Here is a 26,184-nt window from a genome sequence, read left to right as displayed (position 1 = left end):
CAGTAAATTTTAGAAAGCTTTATTGGAGAGTGAGGCAACTTGATGAGATAACAGAGTCCTTATTTAACAGGAGCTAGTTATGTCGTTTTTACATTCTCGAGTGCTGATTGGGACACTCTTATTTTTTGCTTTTTTGGTGATGCTTGTCACATCTATTTTGTTATTCACTCAGCGCCATGATGCAGCAATTTCGGTTATGCACACAATGATAGGTGTGGTGATGAGCGGTACTATTGTTTGGCACACAATTAAGAATCGACGGATACTTCTTAGTTATTTAAACCCTCTCAAAAAGCATAATGGCGCTTACTCATTGTCATTTTTCTTAGCGATAAGCTTAGTGACATATTTAAGTATGGCACCTTATTTTAGTTTGAGTCCTGCAGCGATGGTGTATCGATTTGGACAATCATTAAAAGCGGCAGACAAAGCTGAGCATGGCAAAGAGGTTATATTTGAAGAGTACAACGCTGCCATCCCAAAAGCACAGGGACAGACGGTCACTGTTGAATTCAAAAAAGGTCCGTATTTTATGTGGCCACAATACGCGCTTTGGATTGAAACACTGGAGGGTGAATTTGTTCAACCTTTATATGTCACGCGTTCAATTGCAACCAATAATTTTACAAACAAAGTGACGAAAGTGGATGCTGAGCAGGTATTTGATAGCCATTTAATGATTGGTGAAAATCCACTCGCATTAACGGCTTTAGAGGGAGGGGAAGATCCACAAACAAAGAACACACGTATGAGGCCCGAGTCTTTACCTGTTTTTTTGCATAAGTTAGGCAAACAGACAAGTAATGGTTATTTTTTGCCAACAGATAATGCATTACAAGTGGATGGATATAGTGGCGCTACGATGATGAATAACTTCATTTACCATACTCAAATGAGGGATAGATTAGCTGGCCAATATCGGGTTAGGCTAGAAATAAATCACTCCTTTGATTACAACAGTTATTATCGTAGTGATAGATTCCCGGATGACAAAGTCTACTCGGGAGATGGTTATTCTGCGCAACCGTCAGTGGTGTATGAAACGGTGATTGATTTTTCACAACCACAGCAGCTACAAAAAATGACCATTGTTGGACGAGGTCATCACTCAGGAAAAGATGGTATTTTATATCGAGACTTAGAGAACTTGACCACGGCACTGGAGCTGGTTGACCGAGTGCTTGTTAGCCATTCCTTGTAAACGTATATTAACATGCTTACTCATTGCAATTGTGTAAGGTACCAGCGACAAATAATGCCTTAACTGCAATGGCATTGAGAACGACTGATGTGAAATAACAACAGACTGAAATTTGTTCCTAGTGGTAAATCATTTATCAGTTGCCTGTATGACCATACATTTAATGTAATTTGCAGGCTCAATTGTTTTTACATGCTAACTGACTAAAGTCGCTGCTTGATGAAGTGTGTAATGTACTGATTAGTAGAGATTGTAAGCACGTAAGTTAATGACACGGGGGAGTTGCACAAAGCTATTTTGCGTGATTCCCATAACTTCTAATGATTTGCTTTTCAGCTTTGAGAATGAGTGCATCTAACTTCCCTGATTGCTTCATTTCTATGATTTTTTGGTCTACTTCAGGTACTAGGTGTGCAAGAGATTGATGAACATAGTGATATAGACTCTGCCGGTCAAGGCTTTGCGGTGATGGTATGACATTGGTAATATTCAGTTGTTCTAACATCACCAGGCCGTCGAGTGTGTTGGTTAATGCAACGTCCGCAAGACCCGCTGACACCAGTCTCATAAGCTGTTTTGTAGAATCCATGTCTGTGACGTGAGGCATTCCTTTCGTGATATTTTGGGTATGTTTTACGCCTCTGACTTTAACAATACGGTATTGGTTTAGATCTTTAGGTGTTTTTATGTCTATATTGCTATCGATGCGCACAAATGCCATTGTTTCTAAATAATAATAAGGCGTAGGAACCCGGATAGTGGAAGGTGTTTCTTTACCATAGCTATAAATACGCATTATTTCCCCGTCCTTCAAACCGGTTCGTGCTTCATGTTGAGCGCGTTTCCCTGGTAAGGGGGAAATGGTAATTTTTATGCCTAACTCGTTATAAACTTCAGACAAAATAACTCTGCCAATTTCTTGCTCAATGAGATAGTTAATCGAGGCAAAATGGTACTCTTGTGCATGGGGTTTAGACATGATGAGTAATAATACAAATAAATACTTCATGTAGTTTGAGGTGCTGCCGATCGTGTTATTTTACTTTATCTGTCTAGTTTAGCAGTGTTCAAGCATTGCGTCATTGTCTTAGGGGCTGTTGATCTTTGCTGTTTTACTTTTTACATCAAAAAATATAGCTTTGTTTATAAAGGTTTTCTGATTGGTTTAATTTATGTTTCATTTGGTTTTTTTGGCACTTCTTTTGCTGCTTTTTTATTACTTCTCGTGAAGTAGTTGTTAATTCAGTTGTTGACACAATATACGGCAAGTTATTGCCATATCGATTCATACTTGTAAGGAATAACAGACATGAAATTTTTAGTTGTTACAGCAATGGTTATTAGTAGTGTGTTTATATCGACTAATATCAGCGCATCAGATCAACCAAAACCGCAGAATTTACCGCAATTACTCGAATACACTAACGGTGCGAAGCTATTAATAGAACAAGGAGCCTTTGATGATGCTTTAGCTCGACTTCAATGGCTAGATGAAAACGCGACGCGTATCAGTTATGACTTTTATGATTTAAAGCGACCGCTGGTTTACAGTTTGTGGTGGGATTTAGTCGCATTGTCAGCTTCGGCAGATATTGCTTATACTCGAAAGAGTGGAAATATGGCAAAGCAATTTATGTTGTCTCCTCAACAGTGCGAAACCTTTGATACGGTGTTGTGGCTCAATCAATCTCAAGAGCATGAACAGCGTACGCTCGGCAATTTGACGACTGTCCATAACAATTATAATGGGAGTTTAGAGCGATGTTGGAATGGCGATGCAGAATACCTTGCTGTGAAATACATAAATCACGCATTATTGGAGCGATATTCTCCTGATATCTTATCGGGTTTTATTCAAAATATTATTGTTCGAGTAACCAACGCTTATGAAGCATGTAATATGGCAGACGAGCAGCAAGTATGTGAAGAGCAAGTTCGAGATCATCTAGTAGAGACTTCAATTTTATATCAAGCGGTTGCAATGGATAGAGATGACCTACCACTGGCTGGACGTATTGGTGGAGAAACGCTCAAACTGTTATTGCAATGGCAAAATAGCCCACTTTAATTGAGAGAGCCTCGAAATATTATTATTGTAAGTCTTACTATGAGTGATACCACGATGTTTTATCACTCATATTAGAGGTTTTTGGAGGACAGTGATTATGCTGATGTGTAAGGTTATGGATAACATCAGTAATACCTGAAGATTTTTACACTACACTGAACATTCTTGTTTAAGGTGAGTGACATAATGTCTGACAGAATACATCAAACACTTGTTGAGCAGTATCAAATTTCGGAGTTGGAAATTCAAACCCGTAAGAATCTATTTGAATTAAGTGATGATGAACTTGAGTTTTTAAACAAGTATCGTTTGGTCATCGATGGGCATCTAGATGAAGTTGTTGCTCATTTTTATACCTTACTTTCAAAAGATGAATATGTCGGTTTGTTAATAGGAGATAGTGAAACGTTTGAGCGGCTCAAGAGTGGGCTGCATAAATACGTGTTGGATTTGTTCTCTGGATTTTACGACGCTGAATATGTTAATAATCGACTGAGAATTGGGCTTGTTCACAAACGCATAGGCTTAGAACCAAAATACTTTTTGTCGGCAGAGCGTTATTTGCGTCAGAGTATAGATGTAACGCTGCAAACGCTTGTGGATGATCCTGTTATTACGGGAAAAATTTCATCGATTTTAGAGAAATTGATAGCGTTTGACATGTCATGGATATTTGACACTTATATTAGCTCTATGCTCAATGAAATGAACTCGTTAAAATTAAAAACTGACTTATATGTTAAATCGTTAGAAGAGCGTATCAGGGGGCTATCTCGACTCGCCAGTAAAGATCCACTGACTGATTTATACAATGTTCGTAGCTTTCGCGACTTTTTACGTCGAGAATTGTTGTTGGCTAAACGCAGTCATGCCTCAATTTCAATTGTGTATTTCGATATTGACGATTTTAAAGAAATTAATGATAAGTGCGGACATAAAGAAGGAGATAACGTTTTGAAGAGCATTGGTAAAATACTGATGTCTATCGCAAGAGAAACTGACATCGCAAGTCGTCAAGGCGGGGATGAGTTTTGCCTTGCTTTAATAGGCTGTGAACTGTCAGAGGCACAAGCCATTAGTAAGCGGCTCGTTGAAAAGTTTGCGGCTGAATTTCCTCATTACGCCTTAAGTATTGGCATTGCTGAACTGCAAGACCAAACCGATTTAGATGTAGATGGCGTTATTCATCGAGCAGACCAAAAAATGTATCAAGCTAAAAAAAGTAAAGGATGTAAAATTTGTAGCTAACCTGAACTCTCAGTAATGAACATGAAACAATATATACGCTCAGAAGGCTATTTGAATTAGCCTAATCGCCTAGCTAACTGTATGCTGGGGGAAAGTACGTAGCAAAAACGTTCGATTGCTCATGATGTAAGCCCCTTAGAATTAACAAAAGTATTAAATGACATTGTGCAGGTACGCACTTAAGGCATATCAATGTGATAGGCGATATAGGTGCGAGAAGTATATTATTTTCTTGCAATCAATAACATACCGATGATAACGAATACAGCACCGATAACTCTATTGGGTGTGATATCGATTTTAGGGTAACCTAGCCAACCATTTTGATCTAATGCCAAAGACGCGATGATTTGCCCACATACAATTGAAATTGCCAATATCATAGCGCCCAATTTGGGCGCTAAGAACACAGACATAGCAATGTTAAATGCGCCGAAAAACCCACCAAGCCATGCCCACCAAGGAATAGAAGAAAACGCATTGGGCTTAAACCATGCACCACCTTGAACAAAGGCAATGACGCCAAGCACTATTGTACCGATCAAAAAAGAAATAAAAGCAGCTTGTATTGGGCTGTGTAGGGCGATTCTTAATTGTGCATTTACGCCCGCTTGAGAGGCAAGTGAGAAGCCAATTAATATGCTGAAAGGCAAAAGTATGTATATTCCAAGGTTCGACACGGGGTTTCTCCAAAGTCTTAAACATGAATGATATGGGTTGTTAGAAAAAAAGCCAGTATTTGTTTGAATATGCTACGTATTGTAGAAAAAAGTATGGCGTTATTTGGAATAAATTGAACGTATGCACACCACTTGGTAAATGATTGGTATACAGCCCGGTTAAATGAAGAGATTGAATCACCTTTAATATTTATAGTCGTTGTGTCTTAATGGGCATATTCATATCTAACTAACTTCAGGTTTGGATAAGGGTTTCGGAATAGAAAATGTTTTTGTAAACACATTTACGTACAATCCAATGATGATATTTTGTTCAATATCAAGGCGCTTTCATTTGTAATAGCGGGCTATTACAAATGAAAGCAACGCCGAGAGTGAGAAAAATAGCTTTATTGGGCAAATTCGCTTATCCAGAGCTGAGGTTAACTAATTGACGATTAATACAATGATCATCCTACGAAATATGTGTAATGACGATAAACAGCATCTTGTTGAGTATTTGAATGATCCGACTGTGACAAAATACTTATCGTCAAAGATCCCAAGCCCCTATACAGTTGCAGATGCAACTTGGTGGATTGATATTGGCTCAAAAGAGCACGCGATAGTTAGAGCCATTACATACAATGGGGTATTTTGCGGAGTGATTGGTGTTTATACCCAAGCGTTTGAATACGCACACAGTGCAGAAGTGGGTTACTGGGTTGCTAAACCTTATTGGGGAAAGGGGCTTGCTACACAAGCACTGCGTTTATTTACTGATGAGGTGTTCAACAGCACCCAGATCACGCGAATCTTTAATCCGGTATCAGAGCCAAATACAGCGTCGATGCGAGTGCTTGAAAAAGTGGGTTATCAACACGAAGGTATATTGCGAAGGTCGGTATGTAAAGCGGGCCAATGTTATGATGAGTACGTATTTGCAAAGCTCAAAAATTAAGGGTATTTGATAATAGATGGACACTAGGGAGAGTATTGTGAAATGACAATGAGTGCGGCATTGTGCGCTCATTGTCATTATTTATAACGCTTAAATAGCGGGATAGACGTTTAGCGCCAAGGCATTGCATCTAGTTTAATTTCTTTGCCTACCACTTTTTCAATTAAAGGCACCAAGCGCTCCTGCTCAGGGCTGACAAATGAAAATACATGGCCATGGATGTGTTTACTCTTTAAGTCAGGTGCATCGACAATGCCAAACATTTCTGTTGATGCGACTTCGACAGAAAGCTTTTGTTTCGCAATTTTTTCTTCAATCGCTTCTTGCGTAGGATCTACAATCGGTGTGGTTCGTGCTGTGCGTCCGGCACGATGAATGTAATCATTGCTGTTGACTGGTAAGTCATAATTGATCACATAATAAAGCTGATCAATGTCTATACCACGAGAAGCAATATCGGTTGCCACAAGCAATTTACAATCGCCATTTTTAAATTCGATGAGGCTTTGTTGGCGTTTTTTCTGAGGGATCTCATTATGAATGCCATGGCAACTGAAGCCTTGCTCAGATAGCTGCGCGACTAAATTGTTTACATCGTGTTTTGTGCGGGTAAAAATCAGTGCTTTATCGCAATTGAGCATTTTCAGTAAAGTCATGAGGTTTTCTGATTTGTGATCACGTTGGCACTTATACATGGTATGCAATATTTTGTTTACAGCTGGCTGAGTTTTGCTCGCAGTGATCTTTTTTGTATGTTGCTGATGTGTTTCGCTGTATTTAGCCAGTGCATTGGAGTCTGTTGCAGAAAAGATCACGAGTTGTCTCTTTGCTGGCAAAGCTTCCATGATGGTTCTGAGTTCTTTAACAATGCCCATGCTGACGAGGCGGTCAGCCTCATCCATCACAAAGTGTTGTACTTCAGACAGTGAAAATACGCCTTCTTTTAACAAATCGACGAGGCGCTTTGGTGTTGCGACTAGAATGTCGGTACCACGTTTGAACCGTTTTGTTTGCGATGTGATGCGCACGCCACCAAATACACTGATGGTTCTTAATTTAAGGTCAGTATCGAATTCGGCAATAGATGCTTCTACCTGCAGTGCTAGTTCACGTGTTGGTACTAAAAATAGCGCGCGCAAAGGTCGAACTTGTTTATCGCTATTATCAACTTGACTCAACTCTTGTAAAGTTGGCAACAAATAAGCCGCAGTTTTACCAGTACCAGTTGGTGCAATCGCATAAGTATCAGCCCCTGATAGCACGGCGCCAATAGACTTTTCTTGAATTTCAGTCGGTGTAGTGTAACCAAGGCGTTTTATATTTGCTTGAAGGGTCGGGTTAAGCCCGAGCTTTGCGAAAGTTGTCATGTTGACCTGTCTATAGGATAGTAAAGGCGCATTATAGCGAGTTTTTGCATGAGTGCACAGGGTAGAATGAATACCAAAAGCAGTTATTTTTGTTTAGTGTTTTGAAGCAGGTAGCATACTAATTAGTGGCACAATTTAGATTGAACTATTAATTTAGGAAAGCTTCGGAATGGTTTTGATATTCAGTATTAATTATCGGCTATCGAGAACTGTATTCTTAAGGAGATTATTTGGTATTGGCTGGCGTTGTAAAGAAAATGGCGCACTGTGACTTGCCTAATATCATATCGAAATATCATGCTTACCATCCCATAACACATTGATATTTTAGAGTGTGAAATCTGAATTACGACTATTACATTGCTATGAATGTACGTTTTTTATTCTGTGAACATATTCAGCATTACCTGCATTGCACTCCGCTTTTTATAACTTTATCCATATTGCTTGTATCTATATGGAATACATAGTGATATTCGGTTACTATTCTTGCGTAGTTTTTATAATGGGTAAGGAAATAGACTTATTAGCAACTACCATCCATTACTTCTAAATAAAAAAGGAATATACATGAGAATATTGAACTTAGCCGTTCTATTATTTTTTTTGACTGCGTGCGGAGGTGGTTCAGAATCAAGCTCACATAATGAGGTTAGACTGGATGCTACAGATACCGAAACCACTCAAAATGGTGAAAAAGATGAAGACAACTCAAAGATGATTTTTGGGAAAAGCAAATTCAATGAAGCACGATTAGGGTAATCATGAACTTAAAAAAAATAACATACTCTTTAGTATTACTCAGCAGTTTTGGCACAGTTGCACAAGAACTGATTGAGTTTAAAGCTGGCGATGTTGCTACGGCTGAATCATTTAATAAAAATTTTGAAGTACTGGAAAACGCCGTTACAAAAAATAAAGAGGTACTGGATAAAAACTTTGCAGAACTGGATAATACCGTAGCAAAAAATATAGAGGCCATAAGTAAGCTTGAGAATAACGAATATGAAATTTATATGGAGGATTATGGGCTATTAGGGAGAGTCCTTTCCTTTGGTGGTGGTATACGTACGAAAGCGGTAGTGGAAAAGGATGGCTTAATTTTTAATATTAGTGGTGATTTCATAGGCCTTAGTGGGGTAGATTACGCTGATGACAATTGCAAAAATGCAATTATTGAAAGAGGGGCATCAATTCTGCGGGGGTTAGGAACTGTATTAGCAGGCATTTCAGACAAAGGTGCACTATACGTTTTAAATAATGCGTCTAAACCAGTAATACTTAACGAAGCTTACGGCTTTAAATATTATGATCATGAAAGCGACGCTGTACTGGAAGAGCCAAAATGCGTACCACTAAACTTAAGTAAGCCTTTTACTGGATTTACCGTCAATCAAGTTGAAACGCCAGATTTTATAAAAATGGAAGTTAATATGGATGTAATCCATCCAATAACGTTCGCTTATTTACGTAACGCTGTTTATATTAAAAAGGCGGATTAGTTTACTGGTTTATAGAAAATATAATGAGGTACCGCTGCAGAGCAACATGTGTGTTGTTGGCTGTACCTTAATAAAAATCCAATGTGGTAGAATAAATTCAGGATACTATACTTTTACATCAATAATTGATTGTCCAGCTTCAAGACCTAACTCATCAACGAGTTGGGCATAAATAGCATCCTTATTGTCTTGGCTTAGAGTCGCATATTGCTGTCCAGAGTTGCTAGCTTCAGACACTAACTCAGCAAATTGCTCAGTGATTATACTCAAGTCAATTGATGCGTGCGTATTTTGGTTTGGTAGAGGCGGTGGTCGCTGTCCTTTATCTACATCGGCAAGTTCCGCTACCGTTTTTGCATCAAAGCCAGCATCGGCCATTAATTGCCCGAGTTGTTTATTGGCTTTAATACCCGCTTCAGAAAACGTACGCACAATGGCTTGTGCATCTTCTTTGGACAAGCTTTGTGGGTCAAATTCAGCAAGCGTGTCAGTGATAGTGGTTTTTTGGTTTTGGCTTAGTTGATCATTTTTAAAAAAAGTATCATGTGAATGCAAAGATGATATGCCATTAATCATAGTATTGCCCTGCGGGTAAATGCACGATAGGGCTTAACCATAAATGTGAATTGTGCAAAAAGTGTGTAAATTGATAATGAGCAAGGTTGATGAACGATCACTATAACACCCAGACCAGCACTCATTGGCGCGTATTGGGATGTAATAACTTAACTTACTTGCAAAACGTGATTGCATCCCTTAGCCTTACACTGTTGAAACTTTTTGGTTTGTGATGTTAATGGCACGATATTTACACAGTTTGGTTATGGTTGCGTTGCTTTTTGCCGTTATGGGCCAAAGTTTTGCGGCTGCTGAGCTGCCATGTAAAATGATGATGCAACACATGACAAACGATGCTCATCAACATGACTCTCATAAAACCAGCGTGTATCAAAGTAGCGCTCATCACAATCATGTCGAAGATATGCGCTCAGATAATATGGCGCATAACGATATGTCGCACATGATGGATATGGCAGATGAATCAGACTGTTGTAAAACACAGTGCAGTTGTCCACCCAGTGGCTGTGTGCCTTTTGCTTTAGCGCTTTTTAATAGCAAGCTTTTATTTCATGTTGCAACATATACTCAACCACGTTTTGCCTTAATGGCGTTTATTGATTCCCCAATACAGAGTTTATTTAAGCCCCCCATAGTTGCTTAACCTAGGACAAGTCCGTCCAAAATCTCTTTAATTAAATGATTTTTAAGTCGTTTACGTTACTCGTATATACACCTTAATGTATTGCGATAGTTGATTTTATATACCTTGCCATGACTTTGCGCAGACTTGAAGTCAGCGATATTCAATGATGAGTCAAGGTACTAATAGGCAAATTATGACCCCTGTTTTAAACGTATTAATGGACGATTTTTATGTGTTATCACCATTTATGGGAGTAAGCGCATGAAAATGTTTAAGTTATTTTATGTATTATTGATGCTCGGCTCATCATCTCAATTGTTAGCAGGCTCTACGCCTGAATTAACGCTTTCTATGGCAATTACACAAGCACAAAATAATGATTTGTGGCGAGTGCAAAATAAACACACGCAAGCAGCAATAAGCGCCCAGCAAATTGCTGCAGGTACGTGGCAAGATCCCAAGGTTGCTATGTCAATCAATAATTTGCCAAGCAATGACTTAGCATTTAACCAAGACAATATGAGTCAGTTGAAAGTCTCAATGTCACAAGCAATCCCTCGTGGCGACTCATTGCGGATTAAGCAGCATATTTTGACGCTTGAAGCGCAGCAGCAACCCATTTTACGTGCAGAACGCCAAGCAAAAGTCGCAATGGCAGTGAGCGAATTATGGCTAGATGCCTATGCCGCGAAGATGACCATTGAGTTAATTTCTAAAGACGCACACTTATTTGAGCAACTTGTTGAAATTAGTGAAGCAAATTATGCCTCAGCGCTGGGTAAAACACGTCAACATGATGTGATCCGCGCGCAATTAGAATTGGCTCAATTACAAGATCGTTTGGCCGTTGAACAGCAACGCTTAGTAACTCAAAAAGCCAAGTTATTAAATTGGTTGCCCGAGTTTGATGCCTCATTAAATACGTGGCAATTGCACACTCGTAGTGACGCATTTGAAATTTCTAAAGCGTTACCAACAGATGCTTTATTTTTATCAGCAATGGCATCTATTAAGACGCTCACGCGATTTAGTGACAATACAATCACACGTTTAATGCATCATCCGACTTATTTAGCGCAAAGTAAACAGATTGAATCAGCTAAGCAAACCGTATCCCTGTTTCAGCAAAAATACCAACCGCAATGGGGTGTAAATGCCAGCTACGGTTACCGTGGCGATCACCCTTCAGGGTTGAAACGACATGATTTACTGTCGGTTGGGGTCAGTTTTGATTTACCGTTATTTACTGAAAATAAACAAGATAAAGAGGTGTTGAGTGCGCAATACCGTACCGAAGTATTGAAAACTGCACAACTTTTAACACTAAAAGAACTAGGCGCTGGGCTTGCAACCGAGCAGCAAGCGTTCAGGCAGCTACAAAAACGGCTGAAATTATACAAAACCACCATACTTGAGCAAAGTCACCAACAGTCTGAGGCCGCTTTGAGTGCTTACAATAATGATGACGGTGATTTTAATACCGCTGTACAAGCAAAAATTACAGAGCTGAATGCACGCATAGCGACCCTTAATATTCACGTTGAAAAACTAAAAACCCTAACACGAATTAATTATTATTTGGCAGGAAATTCTGCCTCAACGGATGATGCGACAGGAGTATCGAATGAACAGTAAAGTAACCTTCATCGTTGGGATTTTTTTAGGTGCTGGATTCACTTATTCGATTGTGAACTGGATTGCGTCAAGCACGTATTTAGATGCGAGCGTAAACAATTCTGAACCACAACCTTTATATTGGGTGGCGCCAATGGATGACAATTATCGCCGTGATAAACCGGGGCTTTCTCCGATGGGGATGGACTTAGTACCTGTGTATGCAAATGAGGGAAATCAAGAAAATGTAAGCCCTGGCACTGTGATGATTGATCCCTCAGTTATTAATAATTTAGGGGTGCGCACGGCACCAGTACAACGAAAAGCATGGCAGCAACAAATTGAAACGGTTGGGTACGTACAATATGACGAAGACAGCATGGTGCATATACATCCGCGAGTTGAGGGCTGGATTGAAACGCTTTATGTTAAATCGGCTGGCGATAAGGTGTCTCAAGGGCAGCCGCTTTATACGCTTTATTCTCCTCAGTTAGTGAACGCGCAAGAAGAGTATCTTATTGCATTAAAACGCAATAACCAGACCTTGATGAGTGCCGCAGCCGATAGGTTAAGGGCATTACAATTATCAGATGAGTTTATAGAGAGACTTAAAAAGCGTCAGAAAATACGTCAGTCAATCACTTTTTACGCATCACAATCGGGCGTTGTTGATGTATTGAAAATCCGTGAAGGGTTTTATGTACAGCCAGGTACGACGTTAATGAGCGTGGCAACGCTAGATCAAGTTTGGGTTGAAGCAGAAGTCTTTGAACGTGACACTGCGTTTATTGAATTAGGGTTACCAGTCACCATGACATTGGACTATTTGCCTAATAAGCAATGGGGGGGGAAAGTTGATTACATTTACCCAAGCTTAAATGCCACGACACGTACTTTGAGAGTGCGTTTGAGGTTTGATAATCCGCAACAACAGCTAAAGCCAAATATGTTTGCACAAGTGAGTATTGCAACCAAGCCTCAGCAAGCCCAGTTACAAGTGCCCAAAGAAGCTGTGATACGCACGGGGAAACAAGATAGGGTGGTTTTAGCCTTAGGTGACGGTAAGTTTAAATCGGTAGTGGTTACAGTAGGCAGTGTCAAACATGATTTTATTCAAATTATAGATGGATTAGTTGAGGGGGATGAAGTGGTTACCTCGGCACATTTCTTAATTGATTCTGAGTCGAGTAAAAATTCCGACTTTATGCGTATGCATCATGATGATGTTAATAACACCGTATCGGTGCAGGCTAAAGTGCTATCAATAGATACCAAAAAGCAACAACTGACATTGGATCATGGTGCAATTGAAGCATGGCGCTGGCCACCAATGGTGATGGATTTCACCGTGAGTACAGCGGTAGATATAGTACAGCTTGATGAAGGTAAGCAGTATGTATTCGAAATTGAGAAAAATCATAACAGTGAATATAAAATCACGCACTTTTCACCAGTAACGGATAACGCACAAGTACAAAGTGCGACGGTTACAGGGCGAGTGAATACCATTGATGCCGTAACACGCGTGATCAACATTAGTCGTGGGCCTATCGCAAAGTGGCAACGCGATGCAGCGACAATGGATTTTGTATTAGCGGATGATGTAGACATTACCTCACTTGAACCTGAACAAAATATCACTTTTACCTTTGAGGTGCGAGATGATTTAGTTGTGGTTGCGTTTACTCATTTAGATGCCATAGAGCGTGGCGATGAAAAAAATGGTATGAATACCATGGAAGGGATGCAGCATGATTGAGTCAGTGATTTATTGGTCGGTAAAAAACCGACTGTTTGTTCTCATGTTATGTATCATTATGGCTGTGGCTGGGGTGTTTGCGATTAAAAATACGCCAGTTGATGCACTCCCTGATTTATCGGATGTACAAGTTATTGTTAAAACCAGTTATCCGGGTCAATCACCTCAAGTGGTGCAAGATCAAGTTACTTTTCCACTCACCACCGCGATGTTATCTGTGCCTGGCGCTAAAACGGTGCGCGGTTTTTCTTTTTTTGGAGACTCCTATGTATACATCATCTTCGATGATGATACAGACTTATATTGGGCTAGAAGTCGCGTGTTGGAGTATTTAAGTCAAGTAGCGCCCACGCTACCTGCGAATGCTCAGTCACAGTTGGGGCCTGATGCAACAGGGGTTGGTTGGGTGTATATGTATTCACTGGTTGATAAAACTGGGCAGCACGATATTAGCCAATTGCGCAGTCTACAAGATTGGTTTTTAAAATATGAGTTACAAGCGGTCTCTGGCGTATCTGAAGTGGCAGCGATTGGTGGCATGGTCAAGCAATATCAGGTTCAGGTCGACCCCGATAAGTTACGTGCATATAGTGTATCGCTGGCACAAGTGCAACTGGCGATTTCACGTGGCAACCAAGAAACAGGCGCATCAGTGGTTGAAATGGCGGAAGCCGAATATATGGTAACTGCAACGGGATATATTAAGAGTGTTGCTGATATTGCGGCTATTCCACTGGGTTTAAATAGCCAAGGCACGGCTCTGCGCATTGGGGATGTTGCACATATTAACCTAGGGCCACAAACTCGCCGCGGTATTGCAGAGCTTAACGGAGAAGGTGAAGTTGTAGGCGGAGTCGTGGTAATGCGTTTTGGTGAAAATGCCCAGCAGACCATTACGGGTGTAAAAGCGAAATTAGCGCAACTGGCTCAGGGCTTACCTGAAGGGGTCGAAATTGTGACCGTTTATGACCGTTCTATATTAATTGAGCAGGCTGTAGAAAACCTCTGGTCTAAGTTACTCGAAGAATTGGCCGTGGTGGCATTAGTATGTGTGGTTTTTTTGTTTCATATACGCTCGTCAATTGTGGCGGTGATCAGTTTACCTATGGGTATTCTTATCTCATTTATGGTGATGTATAGCCAAGGGATAAACGCCAATATTATGTCGTTAGGGGGTATTGCCATCGCCATAGGCGCGATGACCGACGGCGCGATAGTGATGATTGAAAATATGCACAAGCATATGGAAAAAACACCATTAACAGATGAAAACCGCTGGCGAGTTGTGAGCAAAGCGGCCTCAGAAGTCGGCCCTGCATTGTTTTTTAGTTTATTGATCATCACTGTAAGCTTCTTACCAGTGTTTATTTTAGAGGCGCAAGAAGGGAGAATGTTTGCGCCACTGGCATATACCAAAACCTACGCGATGGCTGCGTCTGCAGGCTTAGCGGTTACTTTGATCCCCGTGCTCATGGGGTACTTTATTCGTGGGAAAGTGATATCAGAGCGGAAAAACCCCGTAAATAGGGTATTAATTGCGGCGTATATGCCGATTTTGAAAAAAGTATTAACGTGGCCAAAAGTAACGCTCGCTGTTGCAACGGTTATCACTGTTATAGGTTTTTACCCGATAAATAAAATTGGCAGTGAATTTATACCCCCATTGGATGAGGGCGACTTGATGTATATGCCTACCACGTACCCAGGTATTTCAATTGGTAAAGCTCGAGAGTTACTCCAGCAAACGGATAAGCTGATCCGCACAGTACCAGAGGTAGAACTGGTGTTTGGTAAGGTGGGCAGAGCAGAAACTGCCACTGATCCTGCGCCACTTACGATGATCGAGACCTTTATAAAACTTAAACCTCGAAGTGAATGGCGTGATGGCGTGAGCACAGAGTCACTTAAACGAGAACTTGATACATTGGTTAAGTTTCCGGGTGTGACGAACGCGTGGGTAATGCCAATAAAAACCCGTATCGACATGTTGGCTACTGGCATAAAAACACCGGTTGGTCTTAAAGTTGCGGGGCCAAGTTTAGATGTGATCCAAGACATCGGACAAGACATAGAACGTATTCTTTCAACTGTGGCCGGTACTGCATCGGTATATTCAGAACGGGTAGCTGGCGGTCGTTATATTAAAGTCGATATAAATCGTCATAAAGCAGCACGATATGGTCTGAACATTGCGGATATTCAACAAGTTGTCACAACCGCGATTGGCGGGATGAACGTGGCACAAACCATCGAAGGGCAAGAGCGTTACCCGATCAATGTGCGTTACCCGCAAGATTACCGTGACTCGCCAGAACAATTGGCACGATTACCTTTGGTGACCGCAGCTGGGCAGCGAATTGCATTAGGTGATGTTGCAAACGTTTATATTGAAAGTGGGCCACCTGGAATAAAAAGTGAAAATGCGCGCATCAATGGTTGGACTTTTATTGATATTGAACACAGTGATATCGGCAGCTATGTTAAGCATGCGCAACAAGTATTAGATCAGCAATTGGCATTGCCTGTTGGGTACTCTGTGACTTGGGCTGGGCAATATGAATACATGGCACGCGCAAAAGCGAAGCTTGCCTATGTTTTGCCGCTGACTTTAGCAATTATTGTGGTGCTGCTGTATTTGAATTTTCGTCGCTTTCGAGAGGTGATCATTATTATGGGCACATTACCATTGGCTATGATTGGTGGGCTTTGGCTGTTATATCTCGAAGGATTTAATTTTTCTGTCGCGGTGGGGGTTGGGTTCATTGCCTTGGCTGGGGTCGCTGTAGAAATTGGCGTGATCATGCTGGTTTATCTTAATCAAGCACGCACGGCGGCGTTGGCTACTCATGAAAAATTGACCTCGGTGTTATTAATCGAGGCGATTTTACAAGGGGCCGGCATGCGAGTTAGGCCAGTAATGATGACCGTAGCAACCATTATTATAGGTTTATTACCAATTTTATATGGCAGTGGCACGGGCTCTGAAGTGATGAGTCGCATTGCTGCGCCTATGGTCGGTGGCATGCTCAGTGCTGTGGTGCTTGCATTATTAGTGCTTCCCGCTGTGTACTTTTTACTACACAAACCGAAGACTAATTGATTCTTTTAGGGATTTTGTGGTCAGCTGTTGGGCGATTTTATCGCGCTAAAGTGAGTGTAGTGTGGTTTACGTTAATTTACGTACATGTGCGACAACGCAGTAATAATGCCAAATAGCTGCAGCTCACAGTGCAAGTCCTAACTGCAGTGCTAAATAAAGTGCGCACTTTGTTGTTACTTTTTGATTAGATTGACTGGGTAGTAAAACAGCGCAGTGCCGCGCTTTAAAGCACGCGAGGTGAATTAAGCCTATACAGCAAAGATCACATTCCTTAGAGAAAATTGAAAATATTTTGCGCATCGAATGAACCTTTAGTGCTTATGAAACGCCTTGTAGAAAAAGGTGATAGAGGAGGTGAAATCAACCGGATGAATTCAACAGAAATAGCACTACAGGTACTTGATGCACAATCAGGTGATAAACAGGCATTCTCGAAGTTGTGTGATGCCTTATATCAGCCGAGCTTTCGTTTTGCGCTGAAGCTTGCAAAGCAGCAGGACTTCGCAAAAGATGTGACGCAAGAGGCATGGGTCACTGTGGCAAAAGACATTAAAAGTTTACGAGAGCCCAGTGCCTTTAAAGCCTGGTTATTTAAAGTGGTATACCGACGTTTTATTGATGCGGTGCGTAAAAAAACCGACTTTGAACCATTAACAGATGAACTGTTGGCAAATACGGCACCAGAGCAAGAATACGATTTATTGAATTTAATCAATAAGCTGCCAGATATTGACCGCCATACGGTGTATTTGTTTTATTTTGAACAAATGACCATGAGTGACATTGCAATTGTGTTAGGTGTCGCCAGTGGCACAGTAAAATCACGATTACACCGTGCACGTAGCATGTTGGCACAACTGGCCAGTGACGAAGATTAAGAGGGAGAATATTGATGAATATTGATGAAAAAATAAAAGCGAGTTTAGAGGCAGAGCAACAACAGCTCGATCAGGTTATTGATGATAAAGGCTTGTTCACCATGCTGTCAAATGTGTACCAAGGCAGTATGCGCCGATGGGTACTGGTTAGTTCACTGGTTGCATTATTGGTCTCAATTGGGTTTATATATGCGGCGTATAGGTTCACCGTAACTGATGTACTTAGTGAACAGGTGTTTTGGGGGGTCTGGTTTATAGCGGGCTTACTGGTGCAAATAGCCATAAAACTATGGATATTTATGGAAATGAATCGCATATCAACATTGAAAGAAATTAAACGCTCTGAGTTAAATATCATGCGATTAGTAGAGCGAGAATAACGCAATTCATTGGTTTAGCTTCTGGTTAAAAATCGGCTTTAAGGCGAGTAATAAAACTGCTCGTTCATTTTAAAAAATGGGTGATCCCCTATATAAAATGAAAGAAAAATCGATAGTCACTAGGCTATCGTTGTGTAGATCGAATGAGGTGCTTTATCAACATCTCATTTGATCTAAATTAGCTTGATTCGGTTTAAGTGGTTTAAGTGGTTTAATTGGAGGGCGTATAATTATGTGCCTGTCCTATGTGCTCTTCTTCGCTACAGTTAGATGAAAAAAGGCCTAGCCTGCCTATACAAAACCCGACAAAGGCACGGTATATAAACCGCTTGGGTGTATTCAAATTAGGGTATATGGGCTCGAAGCTCATTAGGGGCACTGAAATAACAGTTAAGCCCGGATATATGTTAGAGCAACGCTTTATTGCAAATGGGTCAAACGTCAAACAGTGGCAGCGACGAAATGAAAAAACGAGGTAGTTTATTCTACCCCGCCAGAGTTATTTTGTTTGACATACTGGGATTGTCCATATACGTCTACGTAAATTGATCTGTAAATTGATCTGTAAATTGATCTGTAAATTGATCTGTAAATTATATGATTACCGTATTAGATAGATAACTTAGTCTCCCTTAAGTACCTAAAGAACCGTGTTATAAAGTATATAATAAAGCCAGTTAATATTAACCTTTCTACCCCATTAAGATACTTCCCATCATAAAGATGAGCTTTATTTTCTCTACTAATAAATTTGCGTTCTTCAGTTTCTATTCTCGGGCTATACGCCACATTACCATAACCATACTCAACCAAAACCTTAACAACTTCATTCTGGCTCAATTTCTTTAAATCTTGACAAGATAAGTCGTCAATCAAAATTATAATATTTTCTGAATCGCCAGCCATCTTTATCGAATGTTCAGAAAATCGACCTCTTTTGCACTTAATTGTTCCTATCTTCCCAGAGTGCCACTCTGACTCCCGAAATTCACCAACACCTCTAATAAAAAACCCATTAATTAGCATTGATAAGCATATAACTATATTAATTAGTAAAATAAAATCAACTTTCTTAATTACCATTTCCATTAACCTTTGATATCTCTATTGGTAATAGCGTTATTGCGGCTGCATCATCATATGAAGCAGGAGCAAGAAGCCCTTTAAACCCACTTGCAATATTTATATAAGAAATTGTTGCGTCCGTTAAAAGCTCAGCGTTAAGTGCACCGAAATTTTTCTGAATGAAACCTAGAGGTGACATATATGTCATGTTAAATTACTTTTTAAAGTTCTGGCATTCAACCATTTTACAAAATTGAATGTCTTTACTTGCAGCATACGAAATCACTGCTTCTAGATTTTCTGTTGTGATATGCCAAGGGCTTGTATAATTGCCAATTGCATGAGTCCCTAAATAGAGTGTTTCACCACCGCGTAGCGAATCTATTGCTTTAAAGATTCGTTCTAAATTAATAATATGTGAATCAATAGAATATCCAGTCATGATGGCTAAATCACTGCGTTGATTTCGGTACTCTAACCCACCCCAAGCAGCGAAGCGACGAATATGTGTAAAGTGCTTTAACAACGCTTCATCGGTTTCTTTGGTGCGTGCACCAAACGGGTAAGCAAATGTAGTCACATTTAGACCAAGCGCTTTCATATCCTCTAACTGACCAAGTATATCGTCTTCTAACCACTTTTCGACACCATGTTCTTTTGAGTAAATTGCAGCATGCCTATGAAGTGCACCATGGTGACCAATTTCGTGCCCTTGAGCTTCAATTTCTAATACACGTTGTTCATCAATCAAAGCTAAGTGACTAACAAAATAGGTAATAGTCGCATTATACTTTTCAAACAACCATAAGTGCTCGTATAGTGAGTTTAGGGCACCACCATCATCAAATGAGAGATTTATTTGCTTTGGCCACACGTTATCACGGTTATAATGAAATGCATTCACTAACCGTTGTAGCTCTGGCACCAGAAAGTTTTTTTCAGGTGCATCTAACATTGCTTCATCAAATGCCCAGAGATCAGGTTTACCCGCATCATCTGCCAAACCTTTAACACCAGACTCAATCAATAGCTCTGGTGTTAAATCAGTTTTGCCTACCACATTATACAAACTAACCACTGAGCACACCCTATCGCGTAATTCACTTTCCTCAAGAAAATTCGTTGTATTTTCTAAATAGATAGTCGCTGCAATAACAGACTCTGTATCAACACAGGCGAGCTGTGCGTTATCAAAATCGTCAAAACTGAGTAACTGGGCATCTGGACTACCTTGTGCGTTGACAATTTTTGACATTGACTCCTCTGGAGTAGGTGGTGCTACCGGCGGTGGTGTTACCGGCGGTGGTGTTACCGGCGGTGGTGTTACCGACGGTGGTGTTACCGACGGTGGTGTTACCGGCGGTGGAACTGACTCTGGCGTTGCCGATTCAATAATTTCTGCATCAGCCAATACTTTTTGACTATCATTTCCATTGCCGCACCCTGTTAATAAAGTTAAAAAGCAGAGAAAAAACACATGTACTTTCATTGTTCGTGTCCCGAATATATTTAAAATGTCGAGCATTCTAATATAGGAACAAAGATACCTCAGTGGGGTACATGGTGGTATCCCCTCCAAAACCCGAATAAAAACACAAAAGCAACAACTTCCAAACACATCACACTGTAATGTTACGCCTTTCACACAAACAGTTTAGATAAAAGCACGGCTACTAGGGTGTGTTGATCTTTCACATTGGTAGCCAACAAATAACACAAGCCAAAGCGACCATACTTTCATAATTTGCTTTGAGCTTATCGTACCGAGTTGCTATTGCTCGGTACTTCTTTAATTTCTCAAAGGCATTTCCCATTAAGTGCCGATACTTATATAAACACCTGTCAATATCGTCATAACCTAGAGATGACACTTAACCTAGCGATGACATATATAGACACACAGGGAGTGTCGATATATGTCACCTCTAGGTTTCATTTCAGTGTAAAGCGCATATTATCCATTCGACTTTGTGACATTAAGCAGTATCTCAGAGGTATTTCTTAACGGCTGACGATATTTTAAAGTGGGTGTCAGCGTTCGTTTCGCTTTCATTCTTACTTGCTACAGACTGACTATGCAATTAAACCGTCACTACGTATTTGTAGTGACGGTTTAATTAACTTAGCTATCTGACATTTAATGTATTTTTATCACTTTAGGATTATTTTTGCCTTGGGCTCCATTCTAGTTTTGGTAGCTCGACATAAGTTCTCCAATCTTTTCCATCTTCGGAGTGCCAGATATACTCTTCTTGCCAACCACTATATATCCACAGCTTGTCAGCGAACTTAGCGCCTGTTAAATAGGCGTTAAACCTAGATATAATTGGGCTTGCTTCTATCGTCCAGTCTACTCCGTTATCAGATGAATAGGCTGCGCTGTATCTTGTTGATCCGAGGGCTTGTCCGTTAATCATCCAAAGCTTGCCGTTAAAGTTGAAGACTTTATTAGTATAAGCATATTCATTCGGAATGTTGGGGGCTGCATTTCTTAGATGCCAATTAATCCCATCTTCTGAAGACCAAATTTCGTTAACCCCGACTTGGAGTCCGTTACTGTCCCAGACCTTGCCACCGTACATCCATAATTGGTCATTGTGGACAAATAATGTAGGCTTACGTCTAGGCTTGTATGCTGCTGAACTATTTTGCATGGTCCAGTTGAGTCCGTCTTCGGTCGAATATATAGTGCTATTTTCACTACTGGAAGAGTCTCCATATAACCATAGCTTACCTTGAAAGACGATTGCAGATGCTACGTCCCATATAGCGAACCCTAGACTTGGTTGAATCAATGTCCAATTGATCCCATCATCAGAGCGCCATACATCTGACTTACCTATTGATGCGCCACCTGTTCCTATTCCTCTTCTACCGCCTATTAGATAGAGATGCTCATTAAATTCAATTAATTCAAAGTGTGCACGTCCCTGGAATGGCGCGTTTGCAACCTCGAGTTGCCAGTTTATTCCATCTGTAGAAGACCAAATGCCAGTTTGCCAAATGGTATCGTTACCTTTATAGTATTCACCTCCCATCAACCACAACTTACCTTTAAAGGACACCATTTGAGCGCCATACCCAAGTTTAAAAGGGGGTAAGGAAGGTGTTACATGGACGGTATTAGAAACATAGTCTTCGTGGGCAATTTTAATATAGGCATTTTGGTGTTCTAGTGTGTATTTAGAACGCTGAATTTTTATAAAGCCATCTTGAAGTGGTAGTGCATCTGTTGCGGATATAAGATTCATCTTCGAATTATCACAGGCAGTGTAATTGGCTATATCACAGTTGGCGTCGGTACTTCTGTATAGCTCTAGTTGCTGACTTTGTTTACTCCATGTTAACTCTGCATTTGTTAAGCTGATGGCAATACTGAGCTCATCCAATATATAGCTGATATCAACATCATAGGAAGCCGTTGATGCATTGTATAAAGCATCTGAAGCTTTTGTTGCGGTTATTGTTGCAACCCCGTCTTTGAGTAATATTAATTTTCCTGTTTCTGAATTGACATCGACCACTGAGGTGTCACTGGATTGATACGTTATAGTGCCTGAGCCAGTGCCTCCTGATAAAGGATTGCTCTGTATCGGTGTATCAATAAATAAATCTAAAGAGCTAGATTGGAATGATAGAGGCTCCTGCTCTCTTTTTGTTACATTAACTGTAAACTGAGCCGTTTGAGGTTCATAAAAAGTATCCCCTAATTTAATCAGGGTAATGGTAGCTGAGCCTGCTTTCACAGGTTTCAGTAAACCCGTGTCGGTATTAATGATCACAACTTCAGCATTGGATGTCGAATAGGTAAGCTTTCCTTCTCCGCCGCCCCCTGTAAAGTGATTGGTTTTAGTTTCATCTACATAGATGTATAGTGTGTCTTGTTCAAAAATAAGGTCGTCTTGACTTCTTCTATTGAGCGTCAGTGAATAAGACGCTTCTGCTGAATTATATATTTCATCTGCGGATTTGGTGGCTTTTATGGTTGTTGTTCCTTTACCTACAAAAGTTACTTCTCCGGATGCAAGGTCAATAGTCGCAACGTCTGGATTACTCGAGCTATAGGTTATTGAGCCTGTACCACTTCCACCATTTAACATATTGATAGCAGGAGAGTCATCAACAAATAAATTGACTGTCTCATAGTTAAATTTGAGTGGTGTTTGTTCCTGCTTTATTACAGATAATGCGAAGCTAGCAGATGCCGGTTCAAATTTTCGGTCTGCGTGCTTAGAGACTGAAATTTCTACTTGGCCTGTACTGATGAACTGGATTTCCCCACTGGTAGTATTGACCGTTGCAACACCTGTATTACTCGATACAAAAATAAAAGCGCCATCACCGCTTCCACCATTGAGTGGGTTTGTAAAGTTTGAATCGTTCATAAACTTTGTGACATGGCTTTCACCAAAAAATAGTGGCTCTTGCTCACGTTTATTAACTTCAACTGAATAACTGGCAGATGCTGACTGGTACTGAGAATCAGCACTTTTGGATACAGTAATGGTTGCACTTCCTGCTCCAACACCTTTTATTTGCCCTGTTTGAGGGTTCACAACTTCTACTATTGATGAGTCTGACGATGAAAACGTTATTGCTCCCGTGCCTGAGCCTCCAGATATCTCATTAATTGATGGAATCTCGTCTACTAAGATTTGGACTGAAGTTTCAGTGAATGAGATGGCTATTTGTGGTACTTGGCTATTACCTTCGCTGCTATTACTGTTGCTAGTATCACTGCCGCCGCCACACGCTGCTAATAGGAATAGCAGAATAAAGTAATAAAATGAATGTAATCTACTCATTATACGTCTCTAAAAAAGGCGCATATAAACACATAACACTTATAAAATCAATGCATATACAGGAATAAGTTAAGGAAGGGCTATCCGCGGACATCCACTTAAAAAGCTGCCTAGAAATAAACTAGACATATATGGACACTCCCGGTGGTATGTCAAACAAAATAGCAGAGTAAACTACCTCGTTTTTTCATTTCGTCGCTGCCACTGTTTGACGTTTGACCCATTTGCAATAAAGCGTTGCTCTGACATATATCCGGGCTTAACTGTTATTTCAGTGCCCCTAATGAGCTTCGAGCCCATACACCCTAATTTGAATACACCCAAGCGGTTTATATACCGTGCCTTTGTCGGGTTTTGTATAGGCAGGCTAGGCCTTTTTTCATCTAACGCTGTATTTAAACATTACCTTGAATCTGGTTGCATGAACGTATGGGGCGGTAATATTCATTTTTAGGGGGGGAGTTACAGACTTATCAACACTCAAAGAAATCATGCGTTCAGGCTTAAATAATATCATGCGATTGATAGAACTAAAGTCATTTAATGCCTTATTTGATTCTCCTTTTAACATGATAAAAAAGCACGACTCACTGGTAGCATATGTGTCGTGCTATTATTTACATCAAGTTAAAATACCAACGCTTAGAACACAAAGTCTACGCCGAGGCTGATAGCGCGTGCATCTCCATGATATGCCCAGCCTGTCGCTTTATCTCCTTGGTCAACAAATTTGTCATACTGTATTTTAAATGCGGCGTTCGGCAGGAAGTTATAGCGAACACCATAACTAAGTACGTAGTGTTCTTCTAAGTCTTCCGTAGGCACCTTTGTTCGCTCTTGATCCGCTTTTGAATAGGATATATAAGGTTGGTAGTCATCCCAATTGTATACTAGTGACAGTAAGTAAGTTGGAAATTCAGTGCCGACCTCATCATCATATTCCACAAAGTTAACATCAAACAATAAGGTAAATTGATCTAACGAAACATTGCCGCCAACACCGATAAAGGTTTGCGAAAAAGGTGTGTATGGGTCGATGCTGCCATCTTGCTGAATCGTTTCTCTATCACGATCGTTTTGAAAATAGACAAACCGTACATCAAAGTTGTCGCCTGAAATATTCCAATTCATGCCGGTAATGTCAGTCCAAAACTCATTGACAGTTCGAGCATTGCCCCCGTAAAGTTTGTTGTAATACAACATTTCTACATTATCGTCTGAATATTCATTACCGTAAAATACCGTTAATGTATTTGAATAGTCACCTATTTCAAAATCATACAGTGCACTAATGCCATTAAATTGGGTAACTTGCCACCAATACAAATTTGACGGTGGGCGCATCCACGGATACGCATAACCCACTTCTGAAAACTCAGAAAAATAGTACATGGGTATATTACGCCGACCAGCCATCAATGTAAGATCGTCAGTCGCTTGGTAGGTCACGTAGTACCAATCAAACTCGGGTTCAAAATCATCGATGCCTTTGGCAACTAGTTGTGCAGTGACAGAAAAATTGTCGGCTAAGTCCATGACACCTTGAACAGCAAAGATAGACTCAGGTTTAATACTAATATCGTTATCGTATTGACCAACATCGTAAAAATCGGCGGTAAGTATTTCATCTCGTGTTTGACCTGGGTTTAAAGGGTCATCAACGGTGCCGAGTGTTTTACCTGCGATAACGGATCCATAACCACTGATCCGCATTTCAGCAAAAGCACTTGATGAAACGAGCATCGCGATACTAGAAGTAACAGTGAGTAATTTTTTCATAATCATACCTCTACTTAAAATGTGGCTACAACTTTAACGGTGTCTGAGATTGCGCTTGCGTCGACATAACCAATTGCATCGGGATTTGATGCGACGGCCGCAATTACATCGCTGGCTGAACCCATTTCTTGTGGGGGGGTACCTTTCCCTGTAAATAAAATCTTAGACCAGTAGGCCTTCACTTGGCTGCTCGACTTACCAATTACTTTTTTATTAAATTCGTCGGTAACAGGGTCTTTAGAGCTGGTGCTGATTAAAATCGCAGAGCGGCCATTGGAGAAAGACTTGGCTTTACCCAAAAAAATCTTCTTAATGTGCTTTTGATCAAATGAAGAGGCGTTGCTGGGGTGAACAACGATAGCGACTTCAGCGAAGGCACTAGAGGTATTAAATAAACTGAAAGTGGAGACAGCTAGAATAACTTTCCACGTTACTTTTTTTACAGGCCATAACATATGAAATTCCTTGTGTAATTGCAGGGAGTTATAAATTATTCTTACAAAAGTAAAAATAGCTGCAACTGTACGTTAAGCAAGTATTTATAGAGAAAATATTAGTGATTAGATAGAGAATAGCGTCTTCTAAGGCATTTGA

The 26,184-nt window shown here is 40.4% G+C and carries 23 protein-coding genes and 1 pseudogene; 13 read left to right on the top strand and 11 right to left on the bottom strand.

Features of this window, described 5'->3' with window-relative positions; all coding sequences use genetic code 11:
• Nucleotides 1–79: 79 nt before the first annotated feature.
• Nucleotides 80–1,201, top strand: a complete 1,122-nt coding sequence (locus J8M01_RS07720) for a hypothetical protein (RefSeq protein WP_211057605.1) — start codon at nucleotides 80–82, stop codon at nucleotides 1,199–1,201.
• 292 nt (nucleotides 1,202–1,493) lie between these two features.
• On the opposite strand, the gene J8M01_RS07715 is transcribed toward J8M01_RS07720, so the two are convergent.
• Nucleotides 1,494–2,210 (bottom strand): transporter substrate-binding domain-containing protein, encoded by a 717-nt coding sequence (locus tag J8M01_RS07715; protein ID WP_210995278.1) that lies wholly within the window; start codon nucleotides 2,208–2,210, stop codon nucleotides 1,494–1,496.
• A 300-nt stretch (nucleotides 2,211–2,510) separates the two neighbouring features.
• Between J8M01_RS07715 and J8M01_RS07710 the strand changes: the two genes are divergently transcribed.
• Both J8M01_RS07710 and J8M01_RS07705 read left to right on the top strand, forming a co-directional pair.
• A complete protein-coding gene (locus J8M01_RS07710) occupies nucleotides 2,511–3,269 on the top strand; it encodes a hypothetical protein (RefSeq protein WP_211057604.1) in 759 nt (252 codons plus the stop codon).
• Between the two features lie 186 nt (nucleotides 3,270–3,455).
• Nucleotides 3,456–4,517, top strand: a complete 1,062-nt coding sequence (locus tag J8M01_RS07705) for a GGDEF domain-containing protein (RefSeq protein ID WP_210995280.1) — start codon at nucleotides 3,456–3,458, stop codon at nucleotides 4,515–4,517.
• 224 nt (nucleotides 4,518–4,741) lie between these two features.
• On the opposite strand, the gene J8M01_RS07700 is transcribed toward J8M01_RS07705, so the two are convergent.
• Nucleotides 4,742–5,197, bottom strand: a complete 456-nt coding sequence (locus J8M01_RS07700; RefSeq protein ID WP_192509845.1) for a DMT family transporter — start codon at nucleotides 5,195–5,197, stop codon at nucleotides 4,742–4,744.
• Nucleotides 5,198–5,627: 430 nt separating this feature from the next.
• Here J8M01_RS07700 and J8M01_RS07695 point away from each other — a divergent pair, with 430 nt between their 5' ends.
• Nucleotides 5,628–6,137 carry a GNAT family protein gene (locus J8M01_RS07695; RefSeq protein ID WP_247671058.1) on the top strand — a complete coding sequence of 170 codons (510 nt, stop codon included), beginning with the start codon at nucleotides 5,628–5,630 and terminating at the stop codon, nucleotides 6,135–6,137.
• Between the two features lie 110 nt (nucleotides 6,138–6,247).
• Here J8M01_RS07695 and J8M01_RS07690 read toward each other — a convergent pair whose 3' ends face one another.
• On the bottom strand, nucleotides 6,248–7,504 hold the full coding sequence (locus J8M01_RS07690) for a DEAD/DEAH box helicase (protein ID WP_211057603.1): 1,257 nt from the start codon (nucleotides 7,502–7,504) through the stop codon (nucleotides 6,248–6,250).
• Nucleotides 7,505–8,074: 570 nt separating this feature from the next.
• On the opposite strand from J8M01_RS07690, the gene J8M01_RS07685 reads away from it, so the two are divergent.
• A complete protein-coding gene (locus tag J8M01_RS07685) occupies nucleotides 8,075–8,266 on the top strand; it encodes a hypothetical protein (protein WP_211057602.1) in 192 nt (63 codons plus the stop codon).
• A 2-nt stretch (nucleotides 8,267–8,268) separates the two neighbouring features.
• Nucleotides 8,269–9,006 (top strand): hypothetical protein, encoded by a 738-nt coding sequence (locus tag J8M01_RS07680; RefSeq protein WP_211057601.1) that lies wholly within the window; start codon nucleotides 8,269–8,271, stop codon nucleotides 9,004–9,006.
• Nucleotides 9,007–9,111: 105 nt separating this feature from the next.
• Here the strand turns inward: J8M01_RS07680 and J8M01_RS07675 are convergent, their stop codons facing one another.
• A complete protein-coding gene (locus J8M01_RS07675) occupies nucleotides 9,112–9,582 on the bottom strand; it encodes a hypothetical protein (RefSeq protein WP_211057600.1) in 471 nt (156 codons plus the stop codon).
• A 220-nt stretch (nucleotides 9,583–9,802) separates the two neighbouring features.
• Here J8M01_RS07675 and J8M01_RS07670 point away from each other — a divergent pair, with 220 nt between their 5' ends.
• From J8M01_RS07670 to J8M01_RS07645, 6 genes are all read left to right on the top strand, one after another.
• On the top strand, nucleotides 9,803–10,228 hold the full coding sequence (locus J8M01_RS07670) for a hypothetical protein (RefSeq protein WP_211057599.1): 426 nt from the start codon (nucleotides 9,803–9,805) through the stop codon (nucleotides 10,226–10,228).
• A 243-nt stretch (nucleotides 10,229–10,471) separates the two neighbouring features.
• Complete coding sequence (locus tag J8M01_RS07665) at nucleotides 10,472–11,845, top strand: TolC family protein (protein WP_211057598.1); 1,374 nt, start codon at nucleotides 10,472–10,474, stop codon at nucleotides 11,843–11,845.
• On the top strand, nucleotides 11,835–13,583 hold the full coding sequence (locus J8M01_RS07660; protein ID WP_211057597.1) for an efflux RND transporter periplasmic adaptor subunit: 1,749 nt from the start codon (nucleotides 11,835–11,837) through the stop codon (nucleotides 13,581–13,583). The genes J8M01_RS07665 and J8M01_RS07660 overlap by 11 nt, the downstream gene beginning before the upstream one ends.
• Nucleotides 13,576–16,683, top strand: a complete 3,108-nt coding sequence (locus tag J8M01_RS07655) for a CusA/CzcA family heavy metal efflux RND transporter (protein WP_211057596.1) — start codon at nucleotides 13,576–13,578, stop codon at nucleotides 16,681–16,683. The genes J8M01_RS07660 and J8M01_RS07655 overlap by 8 nt, the downstream gene beginning before the upstream one ends.
• A gap of 320 nt (nucleotides 16,684–17,003) precedes the next feature.
• Nucleotides 17,004–17,561: a sigma-70 family RNA polymerase sigma factor gene (locus J8M01_RS07650; protein WP_247671057.1), complete on the top strand. Its 558-nt coding sequence runs from the start codon at nucleotides 17,004–17,006 to the stop codon at nucleotides 17,559–17,561.
• Between the two features lie 14 nt (nucleotides 17,562–17,575).
• A complete protein-coding gene (locus J8M01_RS07645) occupies nucleotides 17,576–17,941 on the top strand; it encodes a DUF6768 family protein (protein WP_211057595.1) in 366 nt (121 codons plus the stop codon).
• A 609-nt stretch (nucleotides 17,942–18,550) separates the two neighbouring features.
• On the opposite strand, the gene J8M01_RS07640 is transcribed toward J8M01_RS07645, so the two are convergent.
• Genes J8M01_RS07640 through J8M01_RS07630 form a run of 3 tightly spaced genes read right to left on the bottom strand, consistent with a single transcriptional unit; the run spans nucleotide 18,551 to nucleotide 20,261 of the window.
• Nucleotides 18,551–19,024 (bottom strand): hypothetical protein, encoded by a 474-nt coding sequence (locus tag J8M01_RS07640; RefSeq protein ID WP_211057594.1) that lies wholly within the window; start codon nucleotides 19,022–19,024, stop codon nucleotides 18,551–18,553.
• The gene (locus J8M01_RS07635) at nucleotides 19,014–19,214 is read right to left on the bottom strand and encodes a hypothetical protein (RefSeq protein ID WP_211057593.1); all 201 of its coding nucleotides are present in this window, start codon (nucleotides 19,212–19,214) and stop codon (nucleotides 19,014–19,016) included. Before J8M01_RS07635 ends, J8M01_RS07640 begins: the two co-directional genes overlap by 11 nt.
• A 6-nt stretch (nucleotides 19,215–19,220) precedes the next feature.
• The gene (locus J8M01_RS07630; protein WP_211057592.1) at nucleotides 19,221–20,261 is read right to left on the bottom strand and encodes a polysaccharide deacetylase family protein; all 1,041 of its coding nucleotides are present in this window, start codon (nucleotides 20,259–20,261) and stop codon (nucleotides 19,221–19,223) included.
• Here J8M01_RS07630 and J8M01_RS07625 point away from each other — a divergent pair.
• On the top strand, nucleotides 20,245–20,427 hold the full coding sequence (locus J8M01_RS07625; RefSeq protein ID WP_211057591.1) for a hypothetical protein: 183 nt from the start codon (nucleotides 20,245–20,247) through the stop codon (nucleotides 20,425–20,427). The two genes, J8M01_RS07630 and J8M01_RS07625, sit on opposite strands and share 17 nt — an antisense overlap.
• Nucleotides 20,428–20,697: 270 nt before the next feature.
• On the opposite strand, the pseudogene J8M01_RS07620 reads toward J8M01_RS07625, so the two are convergent.
• From J8M01_RS07620 to J8M01_RS07605, 4 genes and pseudogenes are all read right to left on the bottom strand, one after another.
• Nucleotides 20,698–20,859: pseudogene (locus J8M01_RS07620) on the bottom strand (IS5/IS1182 family transposase); the annotation flags it as partial.
• Between the two features lie 309 nt (nucleotides 20,860–21,168).
• Nucleotides 21,169–23,811 (bottom strand): Ig-like domain-containing protein, encoded by a 2,643-nt coding sequence (locus tag J8M01_RS07615; protein ID WP_211057590.1) that lies wholly within the window; start codon nucleotides 23,809–23,811, stop codon nucleotides 21,169–21,171.
• 642 nt (nucleotides 23,812–24,453) lie between these two features.
• Entirely contained in the window at nucleotides 24,454–25,590 is a 1,137-nt protein-coding gene (locus tag J8M01_RS07610) for a hypothetical protein (protein WP_192509857.1), read from the bottom strand.
• A 14-nt stretch (nucleotides 25,591–25,604) separates the two neighbouring features.
• On the bottom strand, nucleotides 25,605–26,045 hold the full coding sequence (locus tag J8M01_RS07605; RefSeq protein ID WP_225738547.1) for a substrate-binding domain-containing protein: 441 nt from the start codon (nucleotides 26,043–26,045) through the stop codon (nucleotides 25,605–25,607).
• Nucleotides 26,046–26,184 lie beyond the last annotated feature (139 nt).

Source organism: Pseudoalteromonas sp. MMG005 (genome assembly GCF_018101015.1).
GTDB lineage: Bacteria > Pseudomonadota > Gammaproteobacteria > Enterobacterales > Alteromonadaceae > Pseudoalteromonas > Pseudoalteromonas aurantia.
Note: the sequence above shows the minus strand (reverse complement) of the source record. Positions and strands in the feature narration are given on the sequence as shown.

Bases quoted from the DNA above. Each gene is read 5' to 3' on its own strand.
- J8M01_RS07720 (WP_211057605.1), top strand. From the start codon at position 80: ATGTCGTTTTTACATTCTCGAGTGCTGATTGGGACACTCTTATTTTTT.
- J8M01_RS07715 (WP_210995278.1), bottom strand. From the start codon at position 2,210: ATGAAGTATTTATTTGTATTATTACTCATCATGTCTAAACCCCATGCA.
- J8M01_RS07710 (WP_211057604.1), top strand. From the start codon at position 2,511: ATGAAATTTTTAGTTGTTACAGCAATGGTTATTAGTAGTGTGTTTATA.
- J8M01_RS07705 (WP_210995280.1), top strand. From the start codon at position 3,456: ATGTCTGACAGAATACATCAAACACTTGTTGAGCAGTATCAAATTTCG.
- J8M01_RS07690 (WP_211057603.1), bottom strand. From the start codon at position 7,504: ATGACAACTTTCGCAAAGCTCGGGCTTAACCCGACCCTTCAAGCAAAT.
- J8M01_RS07685 (WP_211057602.1), top strand. From the start codon at position 8,075: ATGAGAATATTGAACTTAGCCGTTCTATTATTTTTTTTGACTGCGTGC.
- J8M01_RS07680 (WP_211057601.1), top strand. From the start codon at position 8,269: ATGAACTTAAAAAAAATAACATACTCTTTAGTATTACTCAGCAGTTTT.
- J8M01_RS07675 (WP_211057600.1), bottom strand. From the start codon at position 9,582: ATGATTAATGGCATATCATCTTTGCATTCACATGATACTTTTTTTAAA.
- J8M01_RS07670 (WP_211057599.1), top strand. From the start codon at position 9,803: ATGGCACGATATTTACACAGTTTGGTTATGGTTGCGTTGCTTTTTGCC.
- J8M01_RS07665 (WP_211057598.1), top strand. From the start codon at position 10,472: ATGAAAATGTTTAAGTTATTTTATGTATTATTGATGCTCGGCTCATCA.
- J8M01_RS07660 (WP_211057597.1), top strand. From the start codon at position 11,835: ATGAACAGTAAAGTAACCTTCATCGTTGGGATTTTTTTAGGTGCTGGA.
- J8M01_RS07655 (WP_211057596.1), top strand. From the start codon at position 13,576: ATGATTGAGTCAGTGATTTATTGGTCGGTAAAAAACCGACTGTTTGTT.
- J8M01_RS07650 (WP_247671057.1), top strand. From the start codon at position 17,004: ATGAAACGCCTTGTAGAAAAAGGTGATAGAGGAGGTGAAATCAACCGG.
- J8M01_RS07645 (WP_211057595.1), top strand. From the start codon at position 17,576: ATGAATATTGATGAAAAAATAAAAGCGAGTTTAGAGGCAGAGCAACAA.
- J8M01_RS07640 (WP_211057594.1), bottom strand. From the start codon at position 19,024: ATGGTAATTAAGAAAGTTGATTTTATTTTACTAATTAATATAGTTATA.
- J8M01_RS07635 (WP_211057593.1), bottom strand. From the start codon at position 19,214: ATGACATATATGTCACCTCTAGGTTTCATTCAGAAAAATTTCGGTGCA.
- J8M01_RS07630 (WP_211057592.1), bottom strand. From the start codon at position 20,261: ATGTCAAAAATTGTCAACGCACAAGGTAGTCCAGATGCCCAGTTACTC.
- J8M01_RS07615 (WP_211057590.1), bottom strand. From the start codon at position 23,811: ATGAGTAGATTACATTCATTTTATTACTTTATTCTGCTATTCCTATTA.
- J8M01_RS07610 (WP_192509857.1), bottom strand. From the start codon at position 25,590: ATGAAAAAATTACTCACTGTTACTTCTAGTATCGCGATGCTCGTTTCA.
- J8M01_RS07605 (WP_225738547.1), bottom strand. From the start codon at position 26,045: ATGTTATGGCCTGTAAAAAAAGTAACGTGGAAAGTTATTCTAGCTGTC.